We start from the raw sequence: 24,588 nt of genomic DNA, 5'->3' as shown, positions 1-24,588 counted from the left end.
GTTCACGCTGGTGCGGAGGGGGACACAGGGGAGTGCGCCGGCCCCGGCCGTCCGGCCGGGGCCGACGCACAGGCAGTCGTCGTGCGGGGCGCCGTCCGCTCAGCGGATCCGGCGGCCGAACGCGTCCTCCCGCGTGTAGTAGCGGTAGAAGAACACGGCGAAGGTGACTGCCGACACCGCCAGGGACATCAGGACGGACCTGAGGATCGAGGCGCCGGTCTGGCTGTAGAGGAAGCCGAACGCACAGCCGACGAACCCCGTCCACAGCAGCGCGTGCACCTCCCGGGGCATGCGTGGGGCCACTGCCAGCAGTGCCATGCACACCACCGCGAACACCAGCGCGCTGACGAAGCCGAGCAGCAGGTTCCAGCCGGTGATCGGACCGCCGGAGCGGCTGTTGGCCGCCACCCAGTAGCCGTAGACCAGACCCAGTGCGACCGGGACGGCCAGCCGGGCCATGGCGTGGGTGCGCGCGTCGAAGACATCGGGCGGCCGGCTGCGTGCATCCGATGGCCGGCCCTCCACCGCCGGTGTGCGGCCTGGCCGGGACATTCCGCCGGGCGCGGGTGCCGCTTGAGCCATGAGAGCACTCCTCTCTCTCCTCGCCCCCGAGCTGCCCCCGCCTTCCAGGGCACACCGGGGTGCACGGCCTGGCAAGTCGGCCAGGAGGGTGACGAGTGCCCGGATGCGCACTGGTCTCCCCCGTGTTTCCGTGGGGAACATGGAGCGCCCGCCGTGACGGAGATCGAGTACGGCCGGCGGCGCCCGCTGCTGTGGGTCCACGGGCGGAGCATCGCGTGGCTGCCGCCGCTGCTGCTGCTCGCCGGCATCGTCCTGCTGGACCTCGCGACCAGTGAAGACTTCCGCATCGTCTCCTGGATCGTCCTGGTCCCGGGCATCGCCGCCGCGATCTGCGGGGTGTGGACCACGGCCGCCTACAGTGTGCTGGCCGTGGTGACGTACGTCGCCGTCGACAGCGCCTGGTCCGACGCGTACAGGGCCGGACTCGGCGACTTCCTCCTGGTCGCCCTCGGCGGCGCCCTGGCCACCCTGGCCGCCGCCGTGCGCGTGCGGCACGAGCGGCAGATCCTGCACATCCGGGACATCGCCGAGACCACCCGGCGCACGGTGCTGCGCCCGCTGCCGCCGTGCTGGGGCGGCCTGGAGCACGCGGGGGTGTACCTGGCCGCCGATGTCGAAGCCCGGGTCGGCGGCGACTTCTACGACATCCAGCCCGGCCCGCAGGGCACCCGGCTCCTCGTCGGTGACGTGCAGGGCAAGGGTCTCGGTGCGGTGGAGGCCGCCGCCGCGCTGCTCGGCACCTTTCGCGAGGCCGGCTACCACGAGCGGGCGCTCACCACCGTCGCCGAACGCCTGGAGACCCGGATGCTGCGGCACCGCCGCCACACCACCGCGCTCGGCCGGGACGACGGGGACCGGTTCGCCACCGCGGTGCTCATCGCCTTCCCCGCGGACGCCCCGGACGTGATGGACCTCGTCAACTTCGGCCACGAACCCCCGCTCGTCGTCGGCCCGCGCGGAGTGCGCGAGCTGCCCAGCGGCGACGGGGTGCCGCTCGGACTCGCCGACCTCGCGCACGGCCTCCCGCCCGTGCACCGGGTGCCGCTGGCCGCCGACGAGACGCTGCTGCTGGTCACCGACGGAGTGACCGAGGCCCGCGACGGGGCCGGTGACTTCTACCAGCTCGCCCGGGAGGTGGCCCGGGCGGTCGGCGCAGATCCGGGCAGCACCGAGCCCCGGAGCCTGGTACGCCGGGTCCGCGACGGTGTCCTGCGGTACAGCGGTGGCCGGCTGCAGGACGACACCACGATCTTCGCGGTGCGGCGGGCGGGGACGGTGCCGGGGCCGGAGACGGAGATGGGGCCTGGGCGGGGGCCGGGGCCGGATACGGGGCCGGGGCCGGGGTCGGAGACGGAGACGGGGGCGCGGGCTGGGGCGCACCGGGGAACGGAGCCGGGCGAAGACCCCGAACGGGGACGTTTGCGCTCCTGAAGCGCCGGTGCGCGGCGGCAGAGGTTACGGTGCTGGCTGGGAAGCGGGATCCACAGGGTGACAGGGGGAGGCACGATGCCCGGAACCGTGCTGCTGCTCGCGGCCTCGCCGCTGGGCCGGGGACGCCTGGTGGACGCGGCCGGTGTGCTGCCGGTGCTGGCCGCCGTTGCCCCCGCCGTGCTGTCCGGCACCGACACGGCGAACGTGGTCGAACTCGCCGACCCGCTGGAACCGCAGGCCGTCCTCACCCGGCTGCGCGCCGCCGCGGCCGCGCCCGGGCCGCTCACCGTGTACGTCACCGGCCAGCTGAACCTGGACCGCCGCCAGCACCGGCCGCATCTGGCCCTGGCCCGCACCACCCCGGCCACGGTCCGCTACACCGCGCTGCCCTGGCACTGGATCCGCGAGGAACTGCGGCTGCGCTCGGCCGCGGACACCGCGCTCGTCGTCGACCTGCACGCGGACGCGGAGGCCTTCCGGTACGTCACCGAGCGCGGCCTCGACTCCGGCCGCAACACCTCCGTCCACGGTCGCATCGCCCCGGCCGCGGGACGGCGGGGCCCGGCCGGTCCGGCGTACATGAAGACGGTGGCCACCCTGCTCAGGAGCGGGCAGCGTCCCCCGCTGCACGTCCTGCACCAGCAGGCAGTGGCCCGCATCCCGGAGGAGACGACGGGCAACCTGCTGCTGGCGAGCACCGGTGGCGCGCCCGCGGCCTTCCCGGGCCCGGTCGTGTCCCCGGGACCCGCCCTGTCCCCGGGATCCCCGGGACCCAACCCGCCCGCCTTCGCACCCGGAACCGTTGCCTCGGTGCCCGTACCCGTGCCCGTGTCCGTGCCCATGCCCGTACCGGCACCGCTGCCGGGGGCGGAGGTGGTACCGGGGGCGGTCGGGCCCGGCTCCGCCCCCCGTCCCGAGGACCCGCACGCCGCCATCAGCGCCGCCGTGCAGGGCGGGCGGCACGGGGAGGCCGACGGTCTGGCCGCCCGGTACGAGGAGGCGGCCGTGCGGGCGCACGGTGCGGGGTCGGAGGAGGCGCTGCACTGGAGCGAGGTGCGGGCCGATCTCGCGATGTTCGCGGGGGATCCGGCACGCAGCTGCCGGGCCTGGCTGGGGGTCGCCGGGGCGCGGCTGGCCGCGGGGCAGCCGGTGGACGCGCCCGCCGTGGAGGCGGCCGTGGACCGGGCCCACCACCAGTGGGCCCGTATCAAGGACCTGGCGCGGGCCCGAGAGCTGGGGCCCGCGCTCGCGGAGTTGCGGCTCCGGGTGCCGGGACGCCGGCGCGGCGCGCTGGAGAACGTCCAGCGGCAGCTCGGCCGGCTCCAGGCCACCCGCTAGCCCTCGCACGGTGACGGCGGAGCACTACCCCCGCCGCCCCCTCACCTGGTGTAGGTGAAGTACTTCCAGGCACCGTGCGTCGTGGAGTTCACCGTGTCACCGGAGGTGCTGTTGATGTACGACGAGCGGACCCGGAAGCGCCAGCCGACGTCCTCGCCGTGGTCACCGGTGATGCGGACCTTGGAGACGCCGTCGGAGCCCAGCTTGAAGTACGCGGGGTCACCCGGGTACCAGCGGCCCTGGTAGTAGACCTCGAACTCGAACTTCTGCGCCCGGCCCGGGAAGTACGACATCTTCGTCGTGATCATCGGGTCCTTGGTCTTGTGGAAGAAGTAGTACGTGTGGCCCCACGCCGACTTCGACTTGTAGTGGTTGGAGACCGAGGTGGACACGCTCACCAGGGCACCGACCGTGCTGGAGGCGGACGCCGACGAGTAGCGGGAGTCGCCCTTGAACTTCGCGGTGACCTTGGTGTCCCGCTTCAGGTCCAGCGTGACCGACAGGTAGCCGTCGGAGTTGACCTTCCCGGTCTTCACCAGCTTGTTCGGCTTGTCGGAGCCGAACGGGTCGGCCCAGATCTCCACCGTGCGGTTCGAGTAGGTCTTGCCGAGGCGGGCCGTGAACTTCACGTCCTTGCCGTACGAGTAGACCTTGCCGTTGTTGTTGAGGGTGAGCGCCGGCTTGGCGCGGGACACCTCGACGGAGTCGGCGCCCGTGTCCGGCGTGTGCGCGGCGTCGCCCTCGTACGTCACCGTGTACGTGACCCGGCCGCCGGACTGGGGCTTGTCCGTGAAGCTGAACTTGCCTCCGGTGCCGAGGGGCCTGGTACCGAGGGACTTCCCGTTCGGCGACTCCATGTCGGTGCGGGTCACCTTCAGCGGGGTGCCCGCGGGCAGGGCCAGACCCGAGGTGAGCTTGCCGGTGACCGTGAGGGACTTGTCGCGGGCCGCCGTCGTCGGGGCGTTGACCGTCAGGGTCGTCTCGTACTTGCGGGGCTCGTTGATCCGGTGCAGTTTCATGGACGAGCCCGGGTCCGTCTGCACGAACAGCTTCGCGCCGTCCGCGGACCAGCTGATCGCGTGGGCGCCCCACGGCATCCAGCTGTGGGAGACGTTGCGGACGCTCGGTTTGCCGGGGCCGCCCGTGAAGACGTAGGTGTCACCGATGTCGTCGGTGTCCAGGACCGTGGCCGCGACGGTGCCGTCCGGGGCGATGCCGACCGTCTCCGGCTGGTCCTTGACCGGGTACGTGCGCACCTGGGCCAGGTCCGAGAGCCGGTACTCGGTGAGGGCACGGGTGCCGGGACCGGCGACCACGACGTTCTGGCCGTCCGGTGTGAGCGCCGCGTCCTTGTAGAAGCCGCCCTTGTCCTCGGAGACGCGGATGACCGGCGTGCCGGACGAGACGTCGTACACGATGATCGGGCCCGAGCTGACGCCCGCGTCCAGCGCGAGCAGCGTGCCCGGGTTGTCCGCGTCGGCGTACAGCTTGGGCGGGCTGGCGAAGTCGTGCCCGGCGGCTAGGTCGAGGGTGACCTTCGGCGTCTCGGCGGTCAGGTCGACCACGCCCAGGCCGGACTCCCACTGGTCGCCGTACCCGAACCAGAGCTTTCCGTCCGCGTAGACGACGCTGGAGGGGATGGTGCCCGCGCCGGTCGGGTACTCGGCGGTCTGCTCGAGCGTCGCGGTGTCGATCGCGACGATCTTGTCGGCGCCGTAGAGAGCCGCGTACAGCGTGTTGCCGTCCGGGCTCAGTTCGAGGTCCCGGACCTGCGGCAGGCCGGTGATCGTGGTGCCGGTGTAGTTCCCGGCGGCGTCGGTGACGACGATCCGGTTGTTGTACCGGTCGGCGAGGAAGATGTGCTGGTGGACGCCGTCCACCACGGTGTCGCCGGCGTCCGAGAGCGGGATGGGCCGGTCGGTGTCGGCGAACGACGGCACGGCGAGCGCCGTCGAGCCGATGAGGGCCGCCAGGGTGGTGGCGGCGATGAGAGAGCGCTTGCGCACGCTGATTCGAACCCCCCGGAACGAATGAAGAAGATGGGTGGCCACCCCGGCGCGGCGAGAACGTGAGCCCCCGGCGGGCACGGCGGAATGTGTGCCCCCGGTGCATGAGCCGTGTGCCTGGTGTGGCGAGTGGCGCAAGACTAGGTCATGCCACCGACAACAACGCCAGGGCCCCCGAGACGAGGGTGCGGACACCCGGGGCAACCGTGGACAGGTCGGGCGCGAAGTGGGGGCTGTGGTTGCTCGGGACGGCCGAGAACTTCTCCGGGAGCGTGTCGCCGGGCGCCTGTTCCCACACCTCGGCGGGGGTCGTGGTGACGAACCAGTACGCGTACGGGATCGTGCCGAGCGCCAGTTCGGGGAAGTCCTCGCTGCCCATCGCCGGGCCCGGGTCGAAGACCGTGCCCGTACCGAACACCTCTGCGTGCACGGCGGCCACCGTGGCGTCGGTGCCGGCGTCGTTCACGGTCATCGGGAAGGTGTTCCCCACGGTCACCTCCGGCTCCCGCGGACAGCCGGCGGCCAGGCACTCGCCCTGCGCGATGCGCCGGATCGCGGCCAGCATCCGCTGCCGGACCGCCTCCGACTGGGTGCGCAGGTTCAGCGAGATGCGCGCCTCGGCGGGAATGATGTTGTGCCGGCTGCCGGCCTCGATCCGTCCCACGGTCAGCACCGCGGACTCGCCCGCGGCGATCTCCCGGGAGACCACCGTCTGCAGCCGGGTGACGAGGTAGGCGGCCGTCACCACCGGGTCCACGGTCGCCTCGGGGCGCGAGCCGTGCCCGCCCCGGCCGTGCACGACGACGTCCACGTCCGTCGAGGCGGACATGATCAGCCCCGGTGCGTGCGGGTACAGCCCCGCCGGGCCCGGCGCCGCGTGCTGCCCGAGCAGCACGTCCGGGCGCCCGAACCGCTCGTACAGTCCGTCGGCGACCATCCGGGCCGCGCCCTGCCCGGTCTCCTCGGCGGGCTGCCCCACCACCAGCAGCGTCCCGTTCCAGGTCTCCCGCCCGGCCGCCAGCGCCGCCGCGGCCCCGGCCAGCCAGGTGACGTGCAGATCGTGCCCGCAGGCGTGCATCACGCCGTCCCGCTCGGAGGCGTACGGCAGCCCGGTCTCCTCCGCGACCGGCAGCGCGTCCATGTCGGCCCGCAGCAGCACGGCCGGGCCGTCCCCGTTGCGCAGCACCCCGACGACTCCGGTGCCGCCGACACCCTCGGCGGTGTCGTACCCCGCCTTCCTGAGCCCCTCGGCCAGCTTCCCGGCGGTCCGGTGCTCGCGCAGCGACAGCTCGGGGTGCCGGTGCAGGTCGCGGTAGAGGTCCTCCAGGCCGGTGACCGGGAGTTCGGAGGTGAGGTCCAGGGCGGTACGGGCGGCGGCTGACGTCACGGTCGCAGGGTAGGCCGGTTTCCCGGTTTCCGGCACCCCGGAGTGTCCGATCGATTACGCTCAGCTACGACTCGATCGCAGGGGGTGCCTCACGCCATGGTCAACATCCGCGCACTCGACCCCAGCGCCTCTCCGCTGGACTACTTCGGCTCGGAACTGCGGAGGAAGAGGGAGGCGGCGGGGCTGACCCAGAAGGAACTGGGCGCGATCATCTTCTGCACGGGCTCCCTGGTCGGCCAGATCGAGACCACGCTGAAGGTGCCGACACGGGAGTTCGCCGAGCGGGCCGACGCGGCGCTGATGACGGACGGCTTCTTCTCACGGCTGGTGGGGTTGGTCCTGCGGAGCCAGTTGCCGACGTGGTTCCAGCCGTATGCGGAGTTGGAGGCGAGGGCGACGTATGTTTCCACCTATCAGGCGCAGATGGTCTACGGCCTCCTCCAGACCGAGGCGTATGCCCGTGCCGTGCTGGCGACGGGTATGCCGGACCAGCTCGACGAACTGGTGGCGGCGCGCATGGAGCGCCAACGCATCCTGACACGTGAGCAGCCACCGCTGACCTGGGTCGTCCTGGACGAGGCGGCTCTGCACAGGCCCATCGGCAGCCGCGAAATCATGCGGGCCCAACTCGCCCACCTATTGACCTTCCAGCTCAACAGATCGGTGCGCGTCCAAGTGTTGCCCTTTGAAGCAGGTGAACACGCCAGTCTCGTAGGGTCGTTCAATGCACTGCGCTTCGATGACCACCCGGAGATCGTGTACACCGAGGACCTGATCTCCGGTCACATGTCGGCCAGCCCGGACACTGCCAGGGAGGCGGCCCTTCGTTACGCTCACTTGCAGGCCTCCGCCCTCTCCGTGGAGGATTCGGCGGCACTGATCACCCGCGTGATGGAGGAACGCTATGCGCATACATCAGCCCCTGACGAACGCGCGGTGGCGTAAGTCTTCGTACAGCGGCAACACCGGTGGAGACTGCGTCGAATGCACCGCACTCGGCCCCGCCGCATGGCGTAAGTCCAGCTACAGCGGCAGCAACGGCGGCGAGTGCATCGAGGTCGCCGATCTCCCCGCCCTCGTCGCCGTCCGTGATTCCAAGAACCCCGACGCCGCTCACCTCGCCGTGGCCCCGCAGACCTGGGCCGCCTTCGTCGGTGCCCTGAAGTAGCCGTCTCTTCGCCGGGCCGGGTGCCTCCCGTCAGTGGTGAGGGGTCCGGTCCGGCGTCATGACGTGCGCGGTCGGGGTGGGGGCCGCTGCCCGGGCCGGACCGGCGTTCGCGGCGAGGACCAGCGCCGCCGCGGCGATCACGGCGGCCGTTACGGCCCTCCGTGCGGTGGAGCGTGCGTAGGGTGCGGATGTACGTCCGGACACGGCGACCTCGCAACACGACAGCGGTGTATTAAGCAGGCTTAATCCGCCGTTTAACCTAGGGGCTGCCGGAGCCGAACGGCAAGGGGTACCAGGGGAGTTGGGGGCGGTAGGGGTCATGCGGGAACGGGACGACCCGGAGGTCATCGGGCGGCGCGTGCAGCGGCTGCGCACACAACGCGGACTCACCCAGCGCCAGCTGGCGGAACCTGCGTACACGCCGGCCTACATCTCCACCCTGGAGGCCGGCCGGGCCCGGGCCTCCGACGAGGCGCTGCGGCACATCGCGGACCGGCTCGGCGTGGCCTTCGAGGAGCTGGCCGTCGGCCGCCCGGCCCACCTCGCCACCGGCCTGCGGCTGCGGCTCACCGAGGCCCAGCGCGTCCTCGCCGACGGACGGGCCGAGGAGGCCGCCACGCAGTACGCCGTGCTGCGCGCCGAGGCGGAGGCCCACGGGCTCGGCTGCGAACAGGCCGCCGCCCTGCTCGGGCTCGGCGAATGCGCCCTGGAGACCGGCCGGCTGGGCGAGGCGCGCGAGTTCTTCGAGCAGGCCGAGGAACGGCTGGCCGGCAAGACGCTGCCGGAGCGGGTGCCCGCGCTGCGCGGCCGGGCCGTCGCCCACTACCTCGCCGGGGAACTCCGCTACGCCGTCTACCTCCTGGAGTCCGCACTCGACGAGCTGAACCGCGGCGGACTGCACGACCCGGACGCCCTGCTGCTGCTCTACGCCAGCGTCATCGGTCCGTACATGGACATGGGCGCCCACGCCCGCGCCGCCCAGGCCGCCGAGTTCGCCCTCGCGCTCGCCCCGCAGGCCGGCGACCCCGCGCTCATCGCCCGCATGCACCGCTCGGTCGCCCGCACCCTGCTCGCCGAGGGCCGGGTCGCCGAGGCCGACGCCTCCCTGGCCAAGGCGGCCGAGCTGTACCGGCAGCTGCAACTGCGCACCGAGCTGGCCAACTGCCACTGGATGCGCGGCTACGTCTGCGCCCAGAACGGCGAACTCGACCGCGCCGAAGCGGAGTTGCGCCAGGCCCACAGCATGCTCTCGGAGACCCGCGCCGCCCTGTACCGCAGCCAGGCCGCGGTCGAACTGGCCGACGTGCTGCACCGCCGGGGCAAGTCGCAGGAGGCCGCCGGACTGCTGGAGGGCGTACTCGGTGACTTCTCCTCCGAGCGCGGAGCCGTCCACGCCGCCGCCGCCCACCGCCTCCTCGGCATCATCGCCGAGGACGCCCGGGACACCGAGGCCGCCGAGGAGCACTACGTCCGCGCCCTCAGCATCCTGGAACGCGCCGGTGCCGCCGGTGACCTCGCGGACCTGTGCCGCCTCCTCGGCGACCTGCTACGCCGCACGGGCCGCACCGAGGCCGCCCTGGACGCCTACCGCACCGGTCTCGGCCACCGCACCGCCCCCGGCACCACCACCCTCGGCCCCGCCCCGGCGCAGCCGCCGCTGTGACCCTCAGACCTGGGCCCGGCCCTGCTTGCGGATGTCCGCCAGCCGCAGGGCACCGATCTGGACCGCGGCCTGCGTGGCGTCATTGGGCACGTCACCCAGGCCGCCGTTGGTGAGCGCGAAGGCGTCCTCACCGACCCGGACCGCTGCCACGTCCATGCTGAGCAGGTAGTTCTGCCCGTCCGGCGTCGTGCTGGCGAAGGTGATGTGCAGTCCCTGGCGCGCGTCCCCGACCTCCGGCAGCGGGGCGTCCACCACCTGGACGTCCTCGACCAGCCCGAGTTCCGTGGTCGCCGTGAACCGCGCGCACTGCACCGGCAACGTCCGCAGCCAGGACAGCACGGCGTCGACGTCCGCCGGGCGGCGCGCCCCGATCTGGTAGCGGAGCTGGGCGTCGGTGTCGCCGTCGTCCAGGCCGACGGCGACCCGGGCCGGGGCCCCCAGAAGCTCGTCGGAGTAGAGGGCGTCCAGCAGCTGCTGGCACTCCCCGGCCTCGGTGGACGCCTTCAGCAGCCCGTCCCGCCAGGTCGCCGCGCCGTCGGTGAGGGTCCAGGGCTCGCCGAGGTCGGTCTCGGTGAGGAGGGCGGCCTCGGCCTGCTCGTCGGAGAGCGTCGATCCGTCGGGCCGCGCGGTCGCCTTCGGTGTCGTGGCCGACCGGTCGACGGTGGGCAGGGGGTGCGGCGCGGACGCCGGCTGCCGCAGACCGAGGGCCGCACATCCACCGGCGGCCAGGAGACCGCCGGTGAGGAGGGAGAGCAGGACGGCACGGGGGACGTGAAGGCGTATCGCGGGGGTCATCGGGGCCTCCTGGGCTGCGTCGGCCGGCGGGGTGCCTGTTCTCACGGCACCACCGGCCCGACCGGCTCACCAGCGCTCCGGGCCGTACGGGTGAGGGCGTGCGGGTGACGGCGCACGCCGTGCGAGGGGCGGCGGGAAAATCCGTGGAGCGGGCCGGGCCGCCCCTGTTACCGTCCCGGCATGCAGCGCGCCCAGCAGTGCCCGTCGAGCACGACGACGCCGGAGACCGTCCCGGCGCGCTGACACCTGACCAGCACCGAAGCCCCGGGGCGCACGCCCCGGGGCTTCGGCGTGCCCCGGGGTGTCCACCTCTTCGCCGAACCCACCGAGGAGACACCATGGACGACCAGACCCGGTTCCCCGACCACCGCCGCCTCGGCCGCGAACTCGGCCTCTTCGACACCGACCCGCTGATGGGCGCCGGCCTGCCGTACTGGCTGCCCGACGGAGCGGTCGTCCGGCACACCCTGGAGGAGTACGTCCGCGACGCCGAACGCCGGGCCGGCTACCGGCACGTGTACTCACCCGCGCTCGGCAAGCGGGAGCTGTACGAGATCTCCGGGCACTGGGACCACTACAGCGACGACATGTACCCGCCGATGAAGCTCGGCGCCGAGGAGGTCGTGCTGCGGCCGAGCCTCTGCCCCCACCACGCCCTCGTCTACCGCTCCCGCTCCCACAGCTACCGCGAACTGCCCCTGCGCATCGCCGAACTGGGCACCATGTACCGGGCCGAGCTGTCCGGCGTACTCGGCGGCCTGACCCGGGTCCGCGCCATCCAGCTCAACGACGCGCACATCTTCTGCACCCTGGACCAGGCTGTCGAGGAGGCCCGTGCCGCACTGGAGCTGATCTCCCGCGCCTACGCCGACCTCGGCATCGAGGCCGTACGCCACCGGCTGTCGCTGCCCGGCGCGGGCGGCAAGTACGTCGCCGGCCCCGAGCTGTGGCAGCGGGCCACCGCACTGCTCCGGGAGGTGCTGGACGCCTCCGGGGTGGCGTACGAGGAGGCCGAGGGCGAGGCCGCGTTCTACGGGCCGAAGATCGACGTGCAGGTCGCCGACCCGGCGGGCCGTGAGTCCACCCTGTCCACCGTGCAGATCGACTTCCACCAGCCCGCCCGCTTCGACCTGCACTACATCGGCGCCGACGGTGCGAAGCACCGGCCGGTGATGGTGCACCGCAGCGTCATCGGCAGCGTGGAGCGGGCCGTCGCCCACCTCGTCGAGGCGCACCGCGGCGCGTTCCCGGCCTGGCTGGCACCCGTGCAGCTGGTCGTGCTGCCGGTGGCCGAGGAGCAGGTCGGGCCGGCGGCGGCGATGGTCCGGGAGGCGGTCGCGCTCGGCCTGCGCGCCGAACTCGCGGGCCCCGGGGACGGCACCCTGGGCGCCCGGATCCGTGCGGCGTGCCTGGTGCCGTACCAGGCGGTGATCGGCGCCCGGGAGGCGGAGGCCGGGCTGGCCGCCGTGCGGCTGCGGGACGGCCGGCGCCCCGGCGCGCTGCCGGTGCCCGACCTGCTGGGGCGGATCACCGAACGGGTGGCGGCACGCGGCACCGCGCTCTGGGACTGATCTAAGGTCGGCACGACGGAAGGAGTCCGCCGTGACCGGTCAGCCCATCCCCGTGATCATCGACTGCGACACCGGCGTCGACGACGCCCTGGCCCTGCTGCTCGCCGTACGCCATCCGGGCCTGGATCTGCGGGCGGTGACCTGCGTGGCCGGGAACACCGACGTCGACGGGGTGGTCCGCAACACCCTGACCGTGCTGGAGCAGGCGGGCGCCCCCGACATCCCGGTGGCGCGGGGAGCGGAACGCCCGCTGCTGGAGCCGGCCCGCCCGGCCCGGCACGTGCACGGCACGGACGGGATGGGCGACCTGGGCCTGCCGGCGCCCACCCGGGCCCCGGCGGCCGTCGACGCCGTCACCCTCCTGCACCGCGAGATCCTCGCCTCCCCGCGCCCGGTCACCCTGATCCCGACCGCGCCCCTGACGAACATCGCCCTGCTGTTGCGCAGCCACCCCGAGGTGACCCGGAACATCGAGCGGATCGTGTTCATGGGCGGGGCGGTGGCCACCGGGAACGCCACACCGGTGGCGGAGTTCAACGTGTGGCACGACCCGGAGGCCGCGGCGATCCTGCTCACGGCCGGGGTGCCGATCACGATGTACGGCCTGGACGTCTTCCAGCAGGTCGTCGTCCCGGGTCCGGAGGTGCACCGGCTGCGCGCGAGCGCCGAGCCCGGCACCCGCCTGGCCGGCGAACTCCTCGCCCACCGGCCGACCTCGCAGGGCGGCCCGCCGGAGGCGGAGGAGGCGGGCGGCCTCGGCGACGCGGGCGCGGTCTGCGCGGTCGCCGACCCGCAGGGCATCACCACCCGGCTGCTGCCGGTCGAGGTCTCGCTGGCCCCCGGCCCGTCCCGCGGCCAGACCGTCGTCGACCGCCGCCCCCGCCCCGGCGAGTCCGAGATCCACGAGGGCCGGCGCGAACACGCACTGGTGGACGTCGCGTTGGAGGTCGACGTGGACCGCTACGTGAAGCTGTACCTGGAGACGGTGGACCGGGCCGCGCCGTGAGGTGACGCGTCCCGCGAGGGCGGAGCCTCCGGCGGGAGCCGCCGCTCACCGGGAGCCGCCGCTCACCGGGCGCCGGCGCGGCGTCCGTCCCGCGTTCCGGCGTTCCCGCGCTCCGGCGTTTCCCGCGTTTCCGTGCTCCGGCGCGGCACTGCGCCGCCCGACCACCCGCGAAAAGGTTCCCTATCCGGGCAAGGTGGACAGATTCTGTACTGTCGTCCCCACGGCACAGCGACCGTCGTACCGCCCGAACGGAGCCCGTATGGCAGACCTCACGCCGGACCTCTCGTCCAGGAACCCCGACTGGTGGCGGCAGGCCGTCATCTACCAGGTCTATCCCCGCAGCTTCGCCGACGCCGACGGTGACGGACTCGGCGACCTCAGGGGCGTCACCGAGCGGCTGAACCACCTCGCCGCACTCGGCGTGGACGCCCTGTGGCTCAGCCCGTTCTACCCCTCCGAACTCGCCGACGGCGGCTACGACGTCATCGACCCGCGCGGGGTCGACGAGCGCCTCGGTACCCTGGACGACTTCGACGCCCTGGTCACCGAGGCGCACCGGCTCGGTCTGAAGGTCGTCGTGGACATCGTCCCCAACCACACCTCGCACCTGCACCCCTGGTTCCAGGAGGCGCTGCGCGCCGGCCCCGGCTCCCCCGCCCGGGACCGGTACGTCTTCCGGCCGGGCCGCGGAGCGCACGGCGAACTCCCGCCCAGTGACTGGCAGTCGGTGTTCGGCGGCAGCGCCTGGCGGCGGGTCCCCGACGGCGACTGGTACCTGCACCTCTTCGCTCCCGAACAGCCCGACCTCGACTGGGGCAACGAGGAGGTCCGCGCCGACTTCCGCACCACCCTGCGCTTCTGGTCCGACCGGGGCGTCGACGGCTTCCGCGTCGACGTCGCCCACGGCCTCGCCAAGGACCTCACCGAGCCGCTGCGGGACATCGGCGACATCGGCGCCACCGGCGAGGACGCCCTGCCGAAGGTGGTGCCGGGCAGCCACCCGTACTGGGACCGCGACGAGGTCCACGAGATCTACCGCGACTGGCGCAAGATCTTCGACGCCTACAGCCCGCCGCGCACCGCCGTCGCCGAGGCCTGGGTCCCGGGCGCCCGCCGCGCCCTGTACGCCCGCCCCGACGAACTCGGCCAGGCCTTCAACTTCGAGTACCTGGAGGCCCACTGGGACGCGGCGGAGCTGCGCGAGGTCATCACCGGCTCACTGGGCACGGCCCACGCCGTCGGCGCCTCCGCGACCTGGGTGCTGTCCAACCACGACGTCGTCCGGCACGCCTCCCGGCTCGTGCTGCCGCCCGGCACCGACCCCGCCGCCTGGCTGCTGTCCGGCGGCACCGCGCCCGCGCTCGACCCGTCGGCCGGCCTGCGCCGGGCCCGGGCCGCGACCCTGCTGATGCTGGCGCTGCCCGGCTCGGCGTACCTCTACCAGGGCGAGGAACTCGGCCTGCCCGAGGTCGCCGACCTGCCCTTCGAAGTGCTGCAGGACCCGATCTGGGAACAGACCGGCCATGTCCGCAAGGGCCGCGACGGCTGCCGGGTGCCGCTGCCGTGGACGGTGACCGGCCCCTCGTACGGCTTCGGGCCGGGTGCCGCCTGGCTGCCGCAGCCGGCGTCCTTCGCCCGGTACGCCGTGGAGGCACAGGCCGGCACCGAGGGCTCCACGCTGGAGCTGTACCGCACGGCACTGCGGCTGCGCCGCAAGCTGCTGGAGGGCGAGACGCTGACCTGGACGCCGGACACGCCCGCCGGCGTGCTCGACTTCCGCCGCACCGAGGCCTGGCGCAGCGTCACCAACGCAGGCGACGCACCGGTGCCGCTGCCGCCGGGTGAGGTGCTGCTGGCCAGCACCCCGCTGGCCGACGGGAAGACGCTCCCGCCGGACACGACCGTCTGGCTGGCCTAGCCGGCCGGCGGGGCCGGGCTGGGGGCGGTGCCGCCCGTGCCGCCGCCGGTGGCGCCGCTGAGGTCCAGCGGGGTGGAGGTGGCGGTCGGCGGCGGCGTGAGCACCACCTCCGGCTGACCGGCGGCGGGTGGCGGCGGGGTCAGGTCGGAGTTGGGCAGCTTCGGCGGTGTGGTCTGCTGGAAGAGGGTCTGGTCGAAGTCGACCAGACCGGTCTTCTCCATCACGGTGATGTGGTCCAGCACGGTGTCGTTGGCCTGGTCGGCGAGGGCACGCACCAGCGAGTTCTTGGTGGTGGAGCGGATCTTCGCGATCGTGTTGAAGATCGAGCCGTGGGTCATCCGCAGGATGTTGGCGAAGTCGGTGTCGAACTGCTTGCCGCTCTCGCCCTTGAGCTGGGCGACGAAGCCCTCCTGCTGCGGACTGGCCACGTTGGGCAGCGTGATGTTCAGCATCGGGGCGATCTTGCGGCAGGAGGCGTCCAGCGCGGCGTGCCCGTCGACCAGGTGCGCGCTGGCCGTCTTCACGCCCTTGCTGCTGCCCTTCTGCAGCCCGATCTGGCCGAGCGGGTACTCCCACAGCCCGGCCGCCCGCACCTTCACCACGAAGTCCCGGTCCTGCTCGGTGAGCGGACCCCACTGGGTGTTGGCGATGATGCGGTCCTGGGCCGTGGCGACCTTGTCCAGGCCGAGCATGCCGGGGTAGGCGAGGGCCGCGAGAGTCAGGGCCATCGCACCGCCCACGAAAAGCGTTCCCGTCGCGTTCCGCGAAAACCGCACCGTTCCTCCTGCTGGGGTCCAGCCCATGGTTCGGACGCACAGCAGTACGGATACGGAGGCGATTCGTATCAGCGGCCGCGAGTAAAGAATCTTCCAGCGCCCTTGGCCGAACGATGACTGCTCCCCGGTGCAAGGTTGACCCCTTCCCGGGCGAAGGCAGACCGGGGGCCCGCCTAGATTCGCCGCATGCCCCCACCGCCCGCGCGCCGCACGCCCGCCGCGCTGCCCGTCCTGCCCTACCGCAAGCCCACCTCGGGCCGTGACTACTGGGTGCTGGACGACGTCCTGCCGGACGTTGACGCCGTACGGCAGCGGTGCCTGGCCAAGGACGACTGGGTCGAGGGGTACCCCTTCACCTCCGAGTCGTGGCCCGGCCTGCGCGCCATGCCCGGCCTCGAACCGCCCGAACTCGCCCGCGTCGAGAAGCTGGTGAAGAAGGCGACCGGGGCGAAGGAGCTATGGGTGCAGCGGACGCCCGGCGGCGGCACCCTCAACCACAACTGCGTCCAGGTGGTCGGCGAGGGCGAGAGCGAGCCCCGCCCGCACACCGACTCCCGTGCCCTGTGCCGGTACGCGGCCGTCCTCTACCTCAACCCGGACGTCCCCAAGGACTGCGGCACCAGTTTCTACCGCCAGCGGCTCCCCGGCGGACGGCTCGGCGGCAACGTCGTCCAGGCCCCGCACACCAACCTGGTCGAGGCACTCGGCACCCGTTTCGTCAGCCCGGACGCCTTCGAGGAGGACGTCCGCGTCCCGCACCGGTACAACCGCCTGCTGCTCTACCACGCCAACCTCGTGCACAGTGCGACCGCGTACCACGGCCGGACACCGGCGCAGAAGCGCATGACGGCGGTGTTCTTCTGGATGGCATGAGGCCGGATGGCACGAGGCACGCCTGACGACGCTGTCCCTCCGTGCGGCGTGCACGGCGACGTGATCCCCGTCCCACCTGTCTGGCGCCGCATCACCGCACCCGCCAGGATGAGCCGGTGATCGAACAGACGGACCGGGCCGTGGGCCCTACGCCTTCCTGCGGGCCCGTGCAGGTGACAGGGCGGCTCGCCGCCGGCGGGCTCCTGCTCGCCGGGCTCGCCTGGATCGTGCGAGCGGTGTGGGAGCTGCGGCTGGCGCTGGCGGGCGAGCCGGCGTCGGGTCCGCCGGACCAGGGCGGTGGCGTGCACCGGCCGCTCGACGCCCTGGAGAACTCGTACCACTTGGTCACCTCCGTCGGAGGCGCCGCCGTCGTCCTGTGCGTGCTGCTGTTCCTCTCCTGGCTGCTGCGGCTGCGGGACAACGCGGACGCGCTGTCGGGGCAGGCGCCCAAGTACGCCGGGATCTGGGTGTACCTCGGCTGGATCATGCCGGTCGTCAACCTGTGGTTCCCGCGGGGGATCGTCGCCGATGCGTTCCGGCGCACCGCACCGGGACGGAAGCTGCCCGTCTCCGTCGAGGTGTGGTGGGTGCTGTGGCTGATCGGCATGCTCAGCGGGGTGGGGATCGTGTACCGCGACTCCACCGACGAGATCATCGGCCGCGCCTACACGGACGTGTGGCAGCTGCTCGCCAGTGACGCGGCCGTCGTCGGTGCCGCCGTGGCGGGGGCCTTCGCCGTGCGGGCCGTCACGGCCGTACAGGTGGAGCGGCTGCGGCGAGGACCGCAGCCGCAGGAGGAGCATGCACCCGCACAGCCGGCCGGGACGCCTGCGGGCGCGTGACCGGCGGCGCCGGCCCCGGACCGGCCCGGTGCGGGCGGGGTTCGGCACAGGCGGTGCGGCCGGGTCTGCACTAGCGGTGTGGGGTGGCGGCTCGTGCGGTGCGGCCGGGTCTGCACAGGCGGTGTGGGGTGGCGGCTCGTGCGGTACGGATGCCTGGCATGACCAGTATCGCCATCGTGGGAGCCGGACCGGGGCTCGGGGCCGCCGTCGCCCGGCGGTTCGGCCGGGAAGGATTCGGCGTCGGGCTCGTCGCCCGGGACCGGGCGCGGCTGGGACTGATCACCGACGGGCTCGCCGGAGAGGGGATCACCGCGCGCGGGTTCTCCGCCGACGTGCGCCGCCCCGAGGAACTGGCCGCGGCCCTGCGCGACCTCGCCGACGCGCTCGGGACGGTCGAGGTGCTCCAGTACAGCCCGGTGCCGCACCGGGACTTCATGCAGCCCGTGCTGGACACCGGGCACCGGGACCTGGTGGGGCCGATCGAGTTCTCCGTGTACGGGCCGGTGGCCGCCGTGCAGCAGGTGCTGCCGGGGATGCGGCGGCTCGGGCGCGGCACGATCCTGTTCGTCAACGGCGGGTCCGCCGCCGTACCGCATCCCGAGCGGGCCGGGACGTCGATCGCCTTCGCCGCGGAGAGCGCCTACGGGCACCTGCTGCACGAGCGGCTCGCCGGGGAGGGCATCCATGTCGCCCAGCTGGTGATCCCGGGGGCGATCACCGTCGGTCACGCCCGCAAGGACCCGGACGCGCTCGCCGACACCCTGTGGCGCGTGCACCGGGAGCGGCACGGGTTCCGGCACTACGCCGACGACCTCGACAGCTGACCCGCCGGCCGGCTGCCGCGCACGGTCATCCTGCGGGGAGTGACTTTGTGAGCCAATATGGTGATGTTGGCCGCATTGCTCTCTTCAAAGGGGGCCTTCATGGCTGTGGAAATACCTCCGCTCGTCAAGACGTCCCGGCTCAGGAGCCGGGGCGGGCTGCTGGGCGAGTGCCTGGCGGAGTTCCTCGGAACCCTCGTCCTCATCGCCTTCGGCTGCGGCGTGGTCGCGATGGCGGTCGCGGCGCTGCCGGGCTCGGGCCGGGCAGCCACCCCGACGACGATCTTCCTCGCGGCCGGCGACTGGCTGCTGATCACCTTCGGCTGGGCCTTCGCCGTCGTCTTCGGTGTCTACGTCGCCGGCGGCGTCAGCGGCGCCCACCTGAACCCGGCGGTGACGCTGGCCATGGCCCTGCGCCGGGGATTCTCCTGGACCAAGGTCCTGCCGTACATGTTCTCGCAGGTCGTCGGTGCCCTGACCGGCGCGGCCCTGGTGTACCTCGTCTACCACCAGGCGATCAACGCCTACGACAAGGTCGCGGTCGGGCCGAAGGTGAACGGGCACACGAACGCCACGTTCTCGATCTTCGCCACCTTCCCGGCGCCCTACTACCACGGCGGCATCTGGGGCCCGCTGATCGACCAGATCGTCGGCACGGCCTTCCTGCTGATGCTGATCGCGGCGGTCATCGACCTGCGCAACCAGGCCGTGAAGGCCAACCTCGGCCCCCTGGTCATCGGCTTCGTCGTCGCCGCCATCGGCATGTCCTACGGTGCCAACGCCGGCTACGCCATCAACCCCGCACGCGACTTCGGGCCACGGCTGTTCACCTACGCGGCCGGCTGGGACGGCCTCGCCTTCCCCGGGAGCGTGGCCGGCTCGTTCAGCGACTACTGGTGGATCCCGATCGTCGGCCCGCTGGTCGGCGGCGTCATCGGCATCCTGGTCTACGACCTGTTCATCGGCGACGTGCTGCTCGTCCGCGCCGAACAGGCGGAACTGCCGGAACCGGGACGGTCCACGCCGGTACGGACCAGCGACGAGGAGTAGGACGCGAGGAGGGGCAGGCCGGAAGCCCGTCCCGCCCACCCCCTCGTCCTCCTTCGTCCGTTCCGACCACGTTCGGAAACTTCCTTTGCGATAATCGCCCTCCGTGCCATGACGGGACGTCAACTCGTCGATGACCAGGGGGGTTCGTGAGCACGATGGGTGCCGGGCGACGGCGGGCACTGCTGATCGCGGTGCCCGCGTATCCGCAGCTGGCGCAGGTGCCGGAGCTGAAGGACACCTTTCCGGCCCTGCAGTTCACCGCCAGGGACGCCGCGAACCTGCGCACCACCCTGTTGCGCAGCGGCTACCTGCCGGAGAACGTGACCGTACTGGACGACGAGGACGCGACCAGTGAGGGCAACATCCGGGAGGAACTGGGCCGGTTCCTGAACGCGAGCCAGGACGGCGACGCGGCCCTCGTCTACTTCGCGGGTCACGGCGTCCGGATCGACGGCACCGACTGCTTCGTCCCCAGCGACGTCCGCGCCCGGTACGGCGAGAACGGGGAGCGCACCCTGGACCCGCACGGTCTGATCGGGATCGTGCCCGACGACCTGCTGCTGCCGCTGCGGTCCAGCGCCACGGTGATGCTCTGCTTCGACGCCTGCCGGAGCGGCGGCGGCATCCCCCCGGCCACCTTCGAGAAGGTCACGCCGACCCGCCGCCGCGACAACGTGGTCATCCTGAGCGCCTGCGCCCCCGGTGAGGAGGCACTGGGACACCCCACCGCCGGCAGCGTCCTGGCCAAGGCGCTGAACGAGGCGCTGGCCCGGGAGTCGGAGGCCCGCACCTTCGGTCAGGTGATCCGGCGAGTGATACAGCGCACCCCGGAGATCGCGGCCAACTACACCTACCGCAGACCACCCACCGTCATCGCCTGCTGGCTGAGCCTGGACGGGACGGGCGGCACCCACGCCGACGTGGAGCTGTGCGAGGCGATGCTGTCCGGCGGGTTCTGGGCGGACGCCATCATCCGCTCGGACCTGTGGGAGCGGACCGAGGGCACGGCCGCCCAGCACGCCAAGGCCAGGGAGCAGTTGGCGGACGTCGTCACGAGGGTCGTGTCCATCTGCGAGAAGCGGCCCGACGACGCCGATCCGTGGGCCGACGAAGGCGCCCCGGTACGTCTGTTCAAGCGGCTCCACGATCTCGTCGACGCCGCCGGAGCCCGACTGAGCCTGATCGAGACCGTGGTGCTCCTCGGCGCACCGTTCCTGCGCGAGGCGGCGCTGGCCTGCGGCCTGCTGGCGCTGCACAACCTCGACGGGGACGGCCCGGGCGACACCACGCCCGCCAGGACGCTGCCGGAGGGCAGCTTCACGGCTCATCTCGACCGTGACATGGGCGATGTGCGGCGCGCCCACCGGCAGATCGAGGCGACCCGCCGGACGCTGCTGCGCCGCGGACGCAAGAGCGACGCCCGCAGCGCCGAGTACTGGCTGCGGCACCGCTTCCTGGCCGACTGGGACCTGTTGTGGGAGGACCACCGGGTCGCGGAGCTGGAGAGTCTCGGCCGTGCGGTCGACCTGCTGGTGCAGGCGGCGGAGAGCGCCGTCGAGCTGACGCTGGGCCCCGACGCGCGGGACGAGCTGCGCAGGGCCATCGTCCAGGTGGTCTCACAACTCGGCACGGGGACCCCCGCCGACGCCGTCGCGCCCGACGGCCGGGAGTGGGTGACCGACCTGTGCGCGTCGCTGTGCGGAGAGGCGGACCGGTGGAGCTGGCGCCCCGCCGAACTGGCCACACTGCTGCACCTCGCCGGGCTGCTGGCCATCGACCCGCGCATGCTCGACGGTGTGCTCATCGACCACCTGGGCGAGCGTGAGCCCACCCAGGTCCGGCCGGAGAGCATCATCGAGGAGATCGCCGCGAACGACGGCTTCGGCCGGGGCCAGGACAAGTTCAGGAAGGCGGGCGTGCCGAGCCACGCCGTGGCCACCCGCTGGCTGCTGGTGTTCAAGTGCAGCAGCGCGGCCCTGTTCACGGCGCTGGACCGGCTCGCCGCCCGGATCACCGCCGAGTCGGAGGCGATCCGGCGCAGCCACCGCGCCCTGCGGCCCGGCGACCTGCTGTCGGGCCTGCCACAGGTGGTCAAGACCGAGGGCCTGATGCCGAGGAACCGCGGCTTCGACAATCCGCCGCCCCGGTTCCGGCTGGCCGAGGACGAGGTCAAGCCGCTCATCATGGGCACGCAGTTGTACGGGGACCGGATGCTGGCGGTGCGCGAGCTGTACCAGAACGCCCTCGACGCCTGCCGGGTGCGCCAGGCCCGGCGCCGGTACGCGCAGCACGCGCGGCACACCGAGTCCGAGCGGGAGCGGCTCGCCGGGCGCCACGTCGTCTTCACCCAGGACATCGACCGGGACACCGGACGCATGTACATCGAGTGCGAGGACAACGGCGTCGGGATGACCGCCGAGGAGCTGCGGGACCTCTTCGCCCAGGCCGGGCGCCGTTCCGAACAGTCCTCCGGCCGTATGCGCGAGATGCGCCGGTGGCGCCGGCGCGGCATCACCACCGAACTCAACAGCCGGTTCGGCATCGGTGTCTTCAGCTACTTCATGCTGGCCGAGGAGGTGGAGGTGACCACCCGGCCGGTCGACCTGGCCGGGCACATCGCCCTCCCCGACGGCCACCGGGCCAGCGTCACCGCCGGCTCGGGGCTGATGCACCTGAGCAAGGAGCAGAAGGAACTGGAGAGCGGGGGCACCAGGGTCCGGCTGTACCTGCACGACGATCCCGAGGGGACGGCCGGACAACGCCCGTCCCTCATCCAGACGCTGCGTGAGTTCCTGTGGTGCAGCCCGGTGCTGGTGACGGCCCAGGAGTTCGACGGTGAGCCGGTGACCTGGCGGCCCGGTGACCTGTACGGCGACTCCACCCTGCCGAACGCGCGCATCGAGGCCACCGACGGAGTGTGGTGGGTGCAGGGGCCCGGCATGCTGCTGGCGGACGGGCTGTTCGTCTCGGAGGCCGACACCCCGCACGGGTACGTCGTGAATCTGCGGGGCAGGCACCGGCCGGAGCTGAGCGTCGATCGCAACCGCTTCCTCGGATACGACGAGCGAGCCGTCGAGGAGGACCTCAAGGCGGCCGTCCCGGCGCTGATCCGCTCGGCGTGGCGGCCGTTCCCGCTGCAGTGGCTGTGGAGCCTCGCCGAGTCCCGGCCCGGACTCGCGCAGGAGGTCATCGGTGAACTGATGGCGCACGACATGTCCGTCTCGGTCCCGGTGCGGGCGCGGCGCCCCAACTGGGTCCAGAGCAAGCGTGCCATCGGGCTGCGCGAAGTCGGTTGTCTTCCCGTCGACGACGCGATCCTCAAGGACGAGATCGGCCAGGCCGACACCTGGGTGCGCTTCTTCGTGGCCTGGCGCCTCCATGCCCTGGGCGTGAAACGGGAGGTGGAGGCGGTCGTCGCGGACGCAGTGCTCCCCCGGCCGGAACCCCTGGACGCGGTTCTGTTCCGGCGTCTGCCGGCGGGGGCCTGGAGGGAACCGCTGCGCGCCGCGGCGGACACCGGGCGCTCGCTGCGGGAGGCGATCCGGCAACTTCGCCGGTATGCCGTGACGGGAGTGCGCGTTCCGGAGGCGGCCGACATCCGGGCCCTGGACGAGATCGTCCCGACCGGTCTGACGGCCTCGCTCTACGAAGCGGTCCAGGGAACGAACAGGCCGGAGTCCGACGAGGCGGAAGAAGTCCGGCACCATGCCGTGCGGCGGGCGATGGTGCGCGTGTCGGAGAGCCACAAGGTGAGCCTGGGCACTCTCGCGCAGCTGTTCGAACAGCTGTCGGCCCTCGACCGGTCGATTCCGGCGCCACCGGACCTCAAAGGTCTCGCGTCCCACCGCGTGGACGCCCGGGAACGACGGGTCCTGCTGAACGACCGGGCCGAGGGGCGGTTCAACATGACTGCTTCCGGACCGTTCTCCGCCCTCGTGCGGCCGATGGACGTCGCCTGCCGGGCACACGAGACGGGAATCGCGCCGGGGGAGATCGAGGCGGTCGTGCGCCGCTTCGAGCCCCTCGGATACCGGCTCGCCGGACCGGATCTGCCGGGCCGGCTGGACGAGTCGCAGCTCGGGGCGCTCAGCCGCGGCCTGACCGTGGAGCCGCCCTTCCTCCCGCTGGGCCCGATCGGTCTGCGGCACCTGGTCCGGCTGGCGGCGAAACGCGCGGAAACCGTGGGGGAGACGGCGAGCTGGCTGGACGGATGGGTGGGGCCGCTGGGCTACGAGGTCGTGGATCCGGGCGGACTCGCCCCGTTCCTGCCGCCCGACTGGTGCGCGGGCCTTCCGGCGGAGGTGCCCGCCGCGTACGGGGACGCGCCCGCGGCCGCACCGGTCTCCGCCTGGGCTGTGCTGGGGCGGCTCGACGGTCTGGGGGACCCTGAGTCACAGCAGAGGGACATCGCCGCGGTGGAAGCGCTGGCAGACGCCGGCCTGGTCGAGCGCACCGCCGTCGAGGCGGCCCGCGCCTGGCTGTCACAGCCCTGGGCCGCTCGGCCCCGGAGCCTGTGGAAGGGCTTCCTGACGGGGCAGTCCCGGCGCATCGGATTCATGAACTACGGGGTGGTGAGCGTCGGGCCGAACGCCCGGCTGGAGGCTTCTTCCCTCCTGGGTTTCGCCGCGGACTCCGGCTTGAGCCTGGCCGAGACCGCGAAGGAGGTGCGCAGCCAGGTGGCCGTCTACGGCTTCGACGTGTGCGAGATCCCCGAGGACGCCGCCGCACTGAAACCGGACGTCATTCTGTTGAACGCCCTGTGCAACCGGAGCGGGAGGTGGCGGAAGCGCATTTCGCTGAGCGACCTCACCGGCTTCGCGGACCGCAGCGGCGTCGACCTCGCCACCGCCGCAGCCGACCTGAACGCCTACCGGTCCCTGGGCGCCCCCACCGTGCCCGTGCCTCCCGGTTTCGTCCGGCCGTCGAAACCGGTGACGCGTGACGTGGCCGCCGAACACGCGCTGCTCCAGCCCAGCCTGGACAGCTCCTGGACGCTCACGCCGTTCGCCCTGGTCGTGGCGGCCGCACGGCTGGGCAGCGGTCTGCAGCAGACGTACCGGCGGCTCCAGTGTTTCGCCCTGGTCGGGCTCGGCATCCCGTTCCCGGAGCCGAGCTGTACCCGCACCCCGGACTGGCGGGACGTCGTCCTCCTCACCGGCCGGCTCACCGGCGGGGAGCCGGCCCTGACCGGTGACGTGAGCGAGGACCATCTCGGGCTGGCCGCCGAGGAGACCGGGCTGACCGCCGACGAGGTCCGCACCCGGCTCCAGGACTACGCGCCGCTGTTCGGTCTCCGCCTGCCGCCCTCCCCAAGCTCTCAACTCCGTTCGAGCTGGGGAGACCCCGACGAGAGGAACTGAG

Annotated in this window: 18 protein-coding genes; 13 read left to right on the top strand and 5 right to left on the bottom strand. The window is 72.7% G+C overall.

Annotated features, from left to right (window positions below):
* Window positions 1-99: 99 nt before the first annotated feature.
* Window positions 100-582 carry a hypothetical protein gene (locus JK359_RS14320; RefSeq protein WP_201835592.1) on the bottom strand — a complete coding sequence of 161 codons (483 nt, stop codon included), beginning with the start codon at window positions 580-582 and terminating at the stop codon, window positions 100-102.
* A 153-nt stretch (window positions 583-735) separates the two neighbouring features.
* Here JK359_RS14320 and JK359_RS14315 point away from each other — a divergent pair, with 153 nt between their 5' ends.
* Together JK359_RS14315 and JK359_RS14310 are read left to right on the top strand one after the other, a co-directional pair.
* Complete coding sequence (locus JK359_RS14315) at window positions 736-2,013, top strand: PP2C family protein-serine/threonine phosphatase (RefSeq protein ID WP_201835591.1); 1,278 nt, start codon at window positions 736-738, stop codon at window positions 2,011-2,013.
* A gap of 75 nt (window positions 2,014-2,088) precedes the next feature.
* Window positions 2,089-3,351, top strand: a complete 1,263-nt coding sequence (locus tag JK359_RS14310; RefSeq protein ID WP_201835590.1) for a hypothetical protein — start codon at window positions 2,089-2,091, stop codon at window positions 3,349-3,351.
* 41 nt (window positions 3,352-3,392) lie between these two features.
* Here the strand turns inward: JK359_RS14310 and JK359_RS14305 are convergent, their stop codons facing one another.
* Both JK359_RS14305 and JK359_RS14300 read right to left on the bottom strand, forming a co-directional pair.
* Window positions 3,393-5,357, bottom strand: coding sequence for a YncE family protein (locus JK359_RS14305; protein WP_201835587.1), 1,965 nt, complete (start codon window positions 5,355-5,357; stop codon window positions 3,393-3,395).
* 145 nt (window positions 5,358-5,502) lie between these two features.
* Window positions 5,503-6,744, bottom strand: a complete 1,242-nt coding sequence (locus JK359_RS14300) for an amidohydrolase (RefSeq protein WP_201835585.1) — start codon at window positions 6,742-6,744, stop codon at window positions 5,503-5,505.
* Between the two features lie 96 nt (window positions 6,745-6,840).
* Here JK359_RS14300 and JK359_RS14295 point away from each other — a divergent pair, with 96 nt between their 5' ends.
* The 3 genes from JK359_RS14295 (at window position 6,841) to JK359_RS14285 (ending at window position 9,575) form a co-directional block, all read left to right on the top strand.
* Window positions 6,841-7,689, top strand: coding sequence for a helix-turn-helix domain-containing protein (locus JK359_RS14295; RefSeq protein WP_201835584.1), 849 nt, complete (start codon window positions 6,841-6,843; stop codon window positions 7,687-7,689).
* Entirely contained in the window at window positions 7,649-7,912 is a 264-nt protein-coding gene (locus tag JK359_RS14290) for a DUF397 domain-containing protein (RefSeq protein ID WP_201835583.1), read from the top strand. Before JK359_RS14295 ends, JK359_RS14290 begins: the two co-directional genes overlap by 41 nt.
* A 319-nt stretch (window positions 7,913-8,231) precedes the next feature.
* Window positions 8,232-9,575 carry a helix-turn-helix domain-containing protein gene (locus JK359_RS14285; protein WP_201835582.1) on the top strand — a complete coding sequence of 448 codons (1,344 nt, stop codon included), beginning with the start codon at window positions 8,232-8,234 and terminating at the stop codon, window positions 9,573-9,575.
* A gap of 3 nt (window positions 9,576-9,578) precedes the next feature.
* Here the strand turns inward: JK359_RS14285 and JK359_RS14280 are convergent, their stop codons facing one another.
* On the bottom strand, window positions 9,579-10,370 hold the full coding sequence (locus JK359_RS14280) for a hypothetical protein (protein ID WP_201835580.1): 792 nt from the start codon (window positions 10,368-10,370) through the stop codon (window positions 9,579-9,581).
* A 338-nt stretch (window positions 10,371-10,708) separates the two neighbouring features.
* On the opposite strand from JK359_RS14280, the gene thrS reads away from it, so the two are divergent.
* The 3 genes from thrS (at window position 10,709) to JK359_RS14265 (ending at window position 14,865) form a co-directional block, all read left to right on the top strand.
* Complete coding sequence (gene thrS, locus JK359_RS14275; protein WP_201835578.1) at window positions 10,709-11,941, top strand: threonine--tRNA ligase; 1,233 nt, start codon at window positions 10,709-10,711, stop codon at window positions 11,939-11,941.
* 31 nt (window positions 11,942-11,972) lie between these two features.
* Complete coding sequence (locus JK359_RS14270) at window positions 11,973-12,947, top strand: nucleoside hydrolase (RefSeq protein WP_201835576.1); 975 nt, start codon at window positions 11,973-11,975, stop codon at window positions 12,945-12,947.
* 259 nt (window positions 12,948-13,206) lie between these two features.
* Window positions 13,207-14,865, top strand: a complete 1,659-nt coding sequence (locus JK359_RS14265; RefSeq protein WP_201835573.1) for a glycoside hydrolase family 13 protein — start codon at window positions 13,207-13,209, stop codon at window positions 14,863-14,865.
* Here JK359_RS14265 and JK359_RS14260 read toward each other — a convergent pair.
* On the bottom strand, window positions 14,862-15,593 hold the full coding sequence (locus JK359_RS14260) for a DUF4142 domain-containing protein (protein ID WP_236677838.1): 732 nt from the start codon (window positions 15,591-15,593) through the stop codon (window positions 14,862-14,864). The genes JK359_RS14265 and JK359_RS14260 overlap by 4 nt on opposite strands.
* 234 nt (window positions 15,594-15,827) lie before the next feature.
* On the opposite strand from JK359_RS14260, the gene JK359_RS14255 reads away from it, so the two are divergent.
* The 5 genes from JK359_RS14255 (at window position 15,828) to JK359_RS14235 (ending at window position 24,587) form a co-directional block, all read left to right on the top strand.
* Entirely contained in the window at window positions 15,828-16,514 is a 687-nt protein-coding gene (locus tag JK359_RS14255) for a DUF6445 family protein (protein ID WP_201835571.1), read from the top strand.
* Window positions 16,515-16,633: 119 nt separating this feature from the next.
* Entirely contained in the window at window positions 16,634-17,356 is a 723-nt protein-coding gene (locus JK359_RS14250; RefSeq protein ID WP_372445410.1) for a DUF4328 domain-containing protein, read from the top strand.
* A 158-nt stretch (window positions 17,357-17,514) separates the two neighbouring features.
* Window positions 17,515-18,180, top strand: a complete 666-nt coding sequence (locus tag JK359_RS14245; protein WP_201835567.1) for an SDR family NAD(P)-dependent oxidoreductase — start codon at window positions 17,515-17,517, stop codon at window positions 18,178-18,180.
* A gap of 99 nt (window positions 18,181-18,279) precedes the next feature.
* Window positions 18,280-19,227, top strand: a complete 948-nt coding sequence (locus JK359_RS14240; protein WP_201835565.1) for an MIP/aquaporin family protein — start codon at window positions 18,280-18,282, stop codon at window positions 19,225-19,227.
* A 155-nt stretch (window positions 19,228-19,382) separates the two neighbouring features.
* Window positions 19,383-24,587, top strand: coding sequence for a caspase family protein (locus JK359_RS14235; protein WP_201836031.1), 5,205 nt, complete (start codon window positions 19,383-19,385; stop codon window positions 24,585-24,587).
* The last annotated feature ends 1 nt before the right edge of the window (window position 24,588 follow it).

It is taken from the genome of Streptomyces actinomycinicus (assembly GCF_016741775.1).
GTDB lineage: Bacteria > Actinomycetota > Actinomycetes > Streptomycetales > Streptomycetaceae > Streptomyces > Streptomyces actinomycinicus.
Note: the sequence above shows the minus strand (reverse complement) of the source record. Positions and strands in the feature narration are given on the sequence as shown.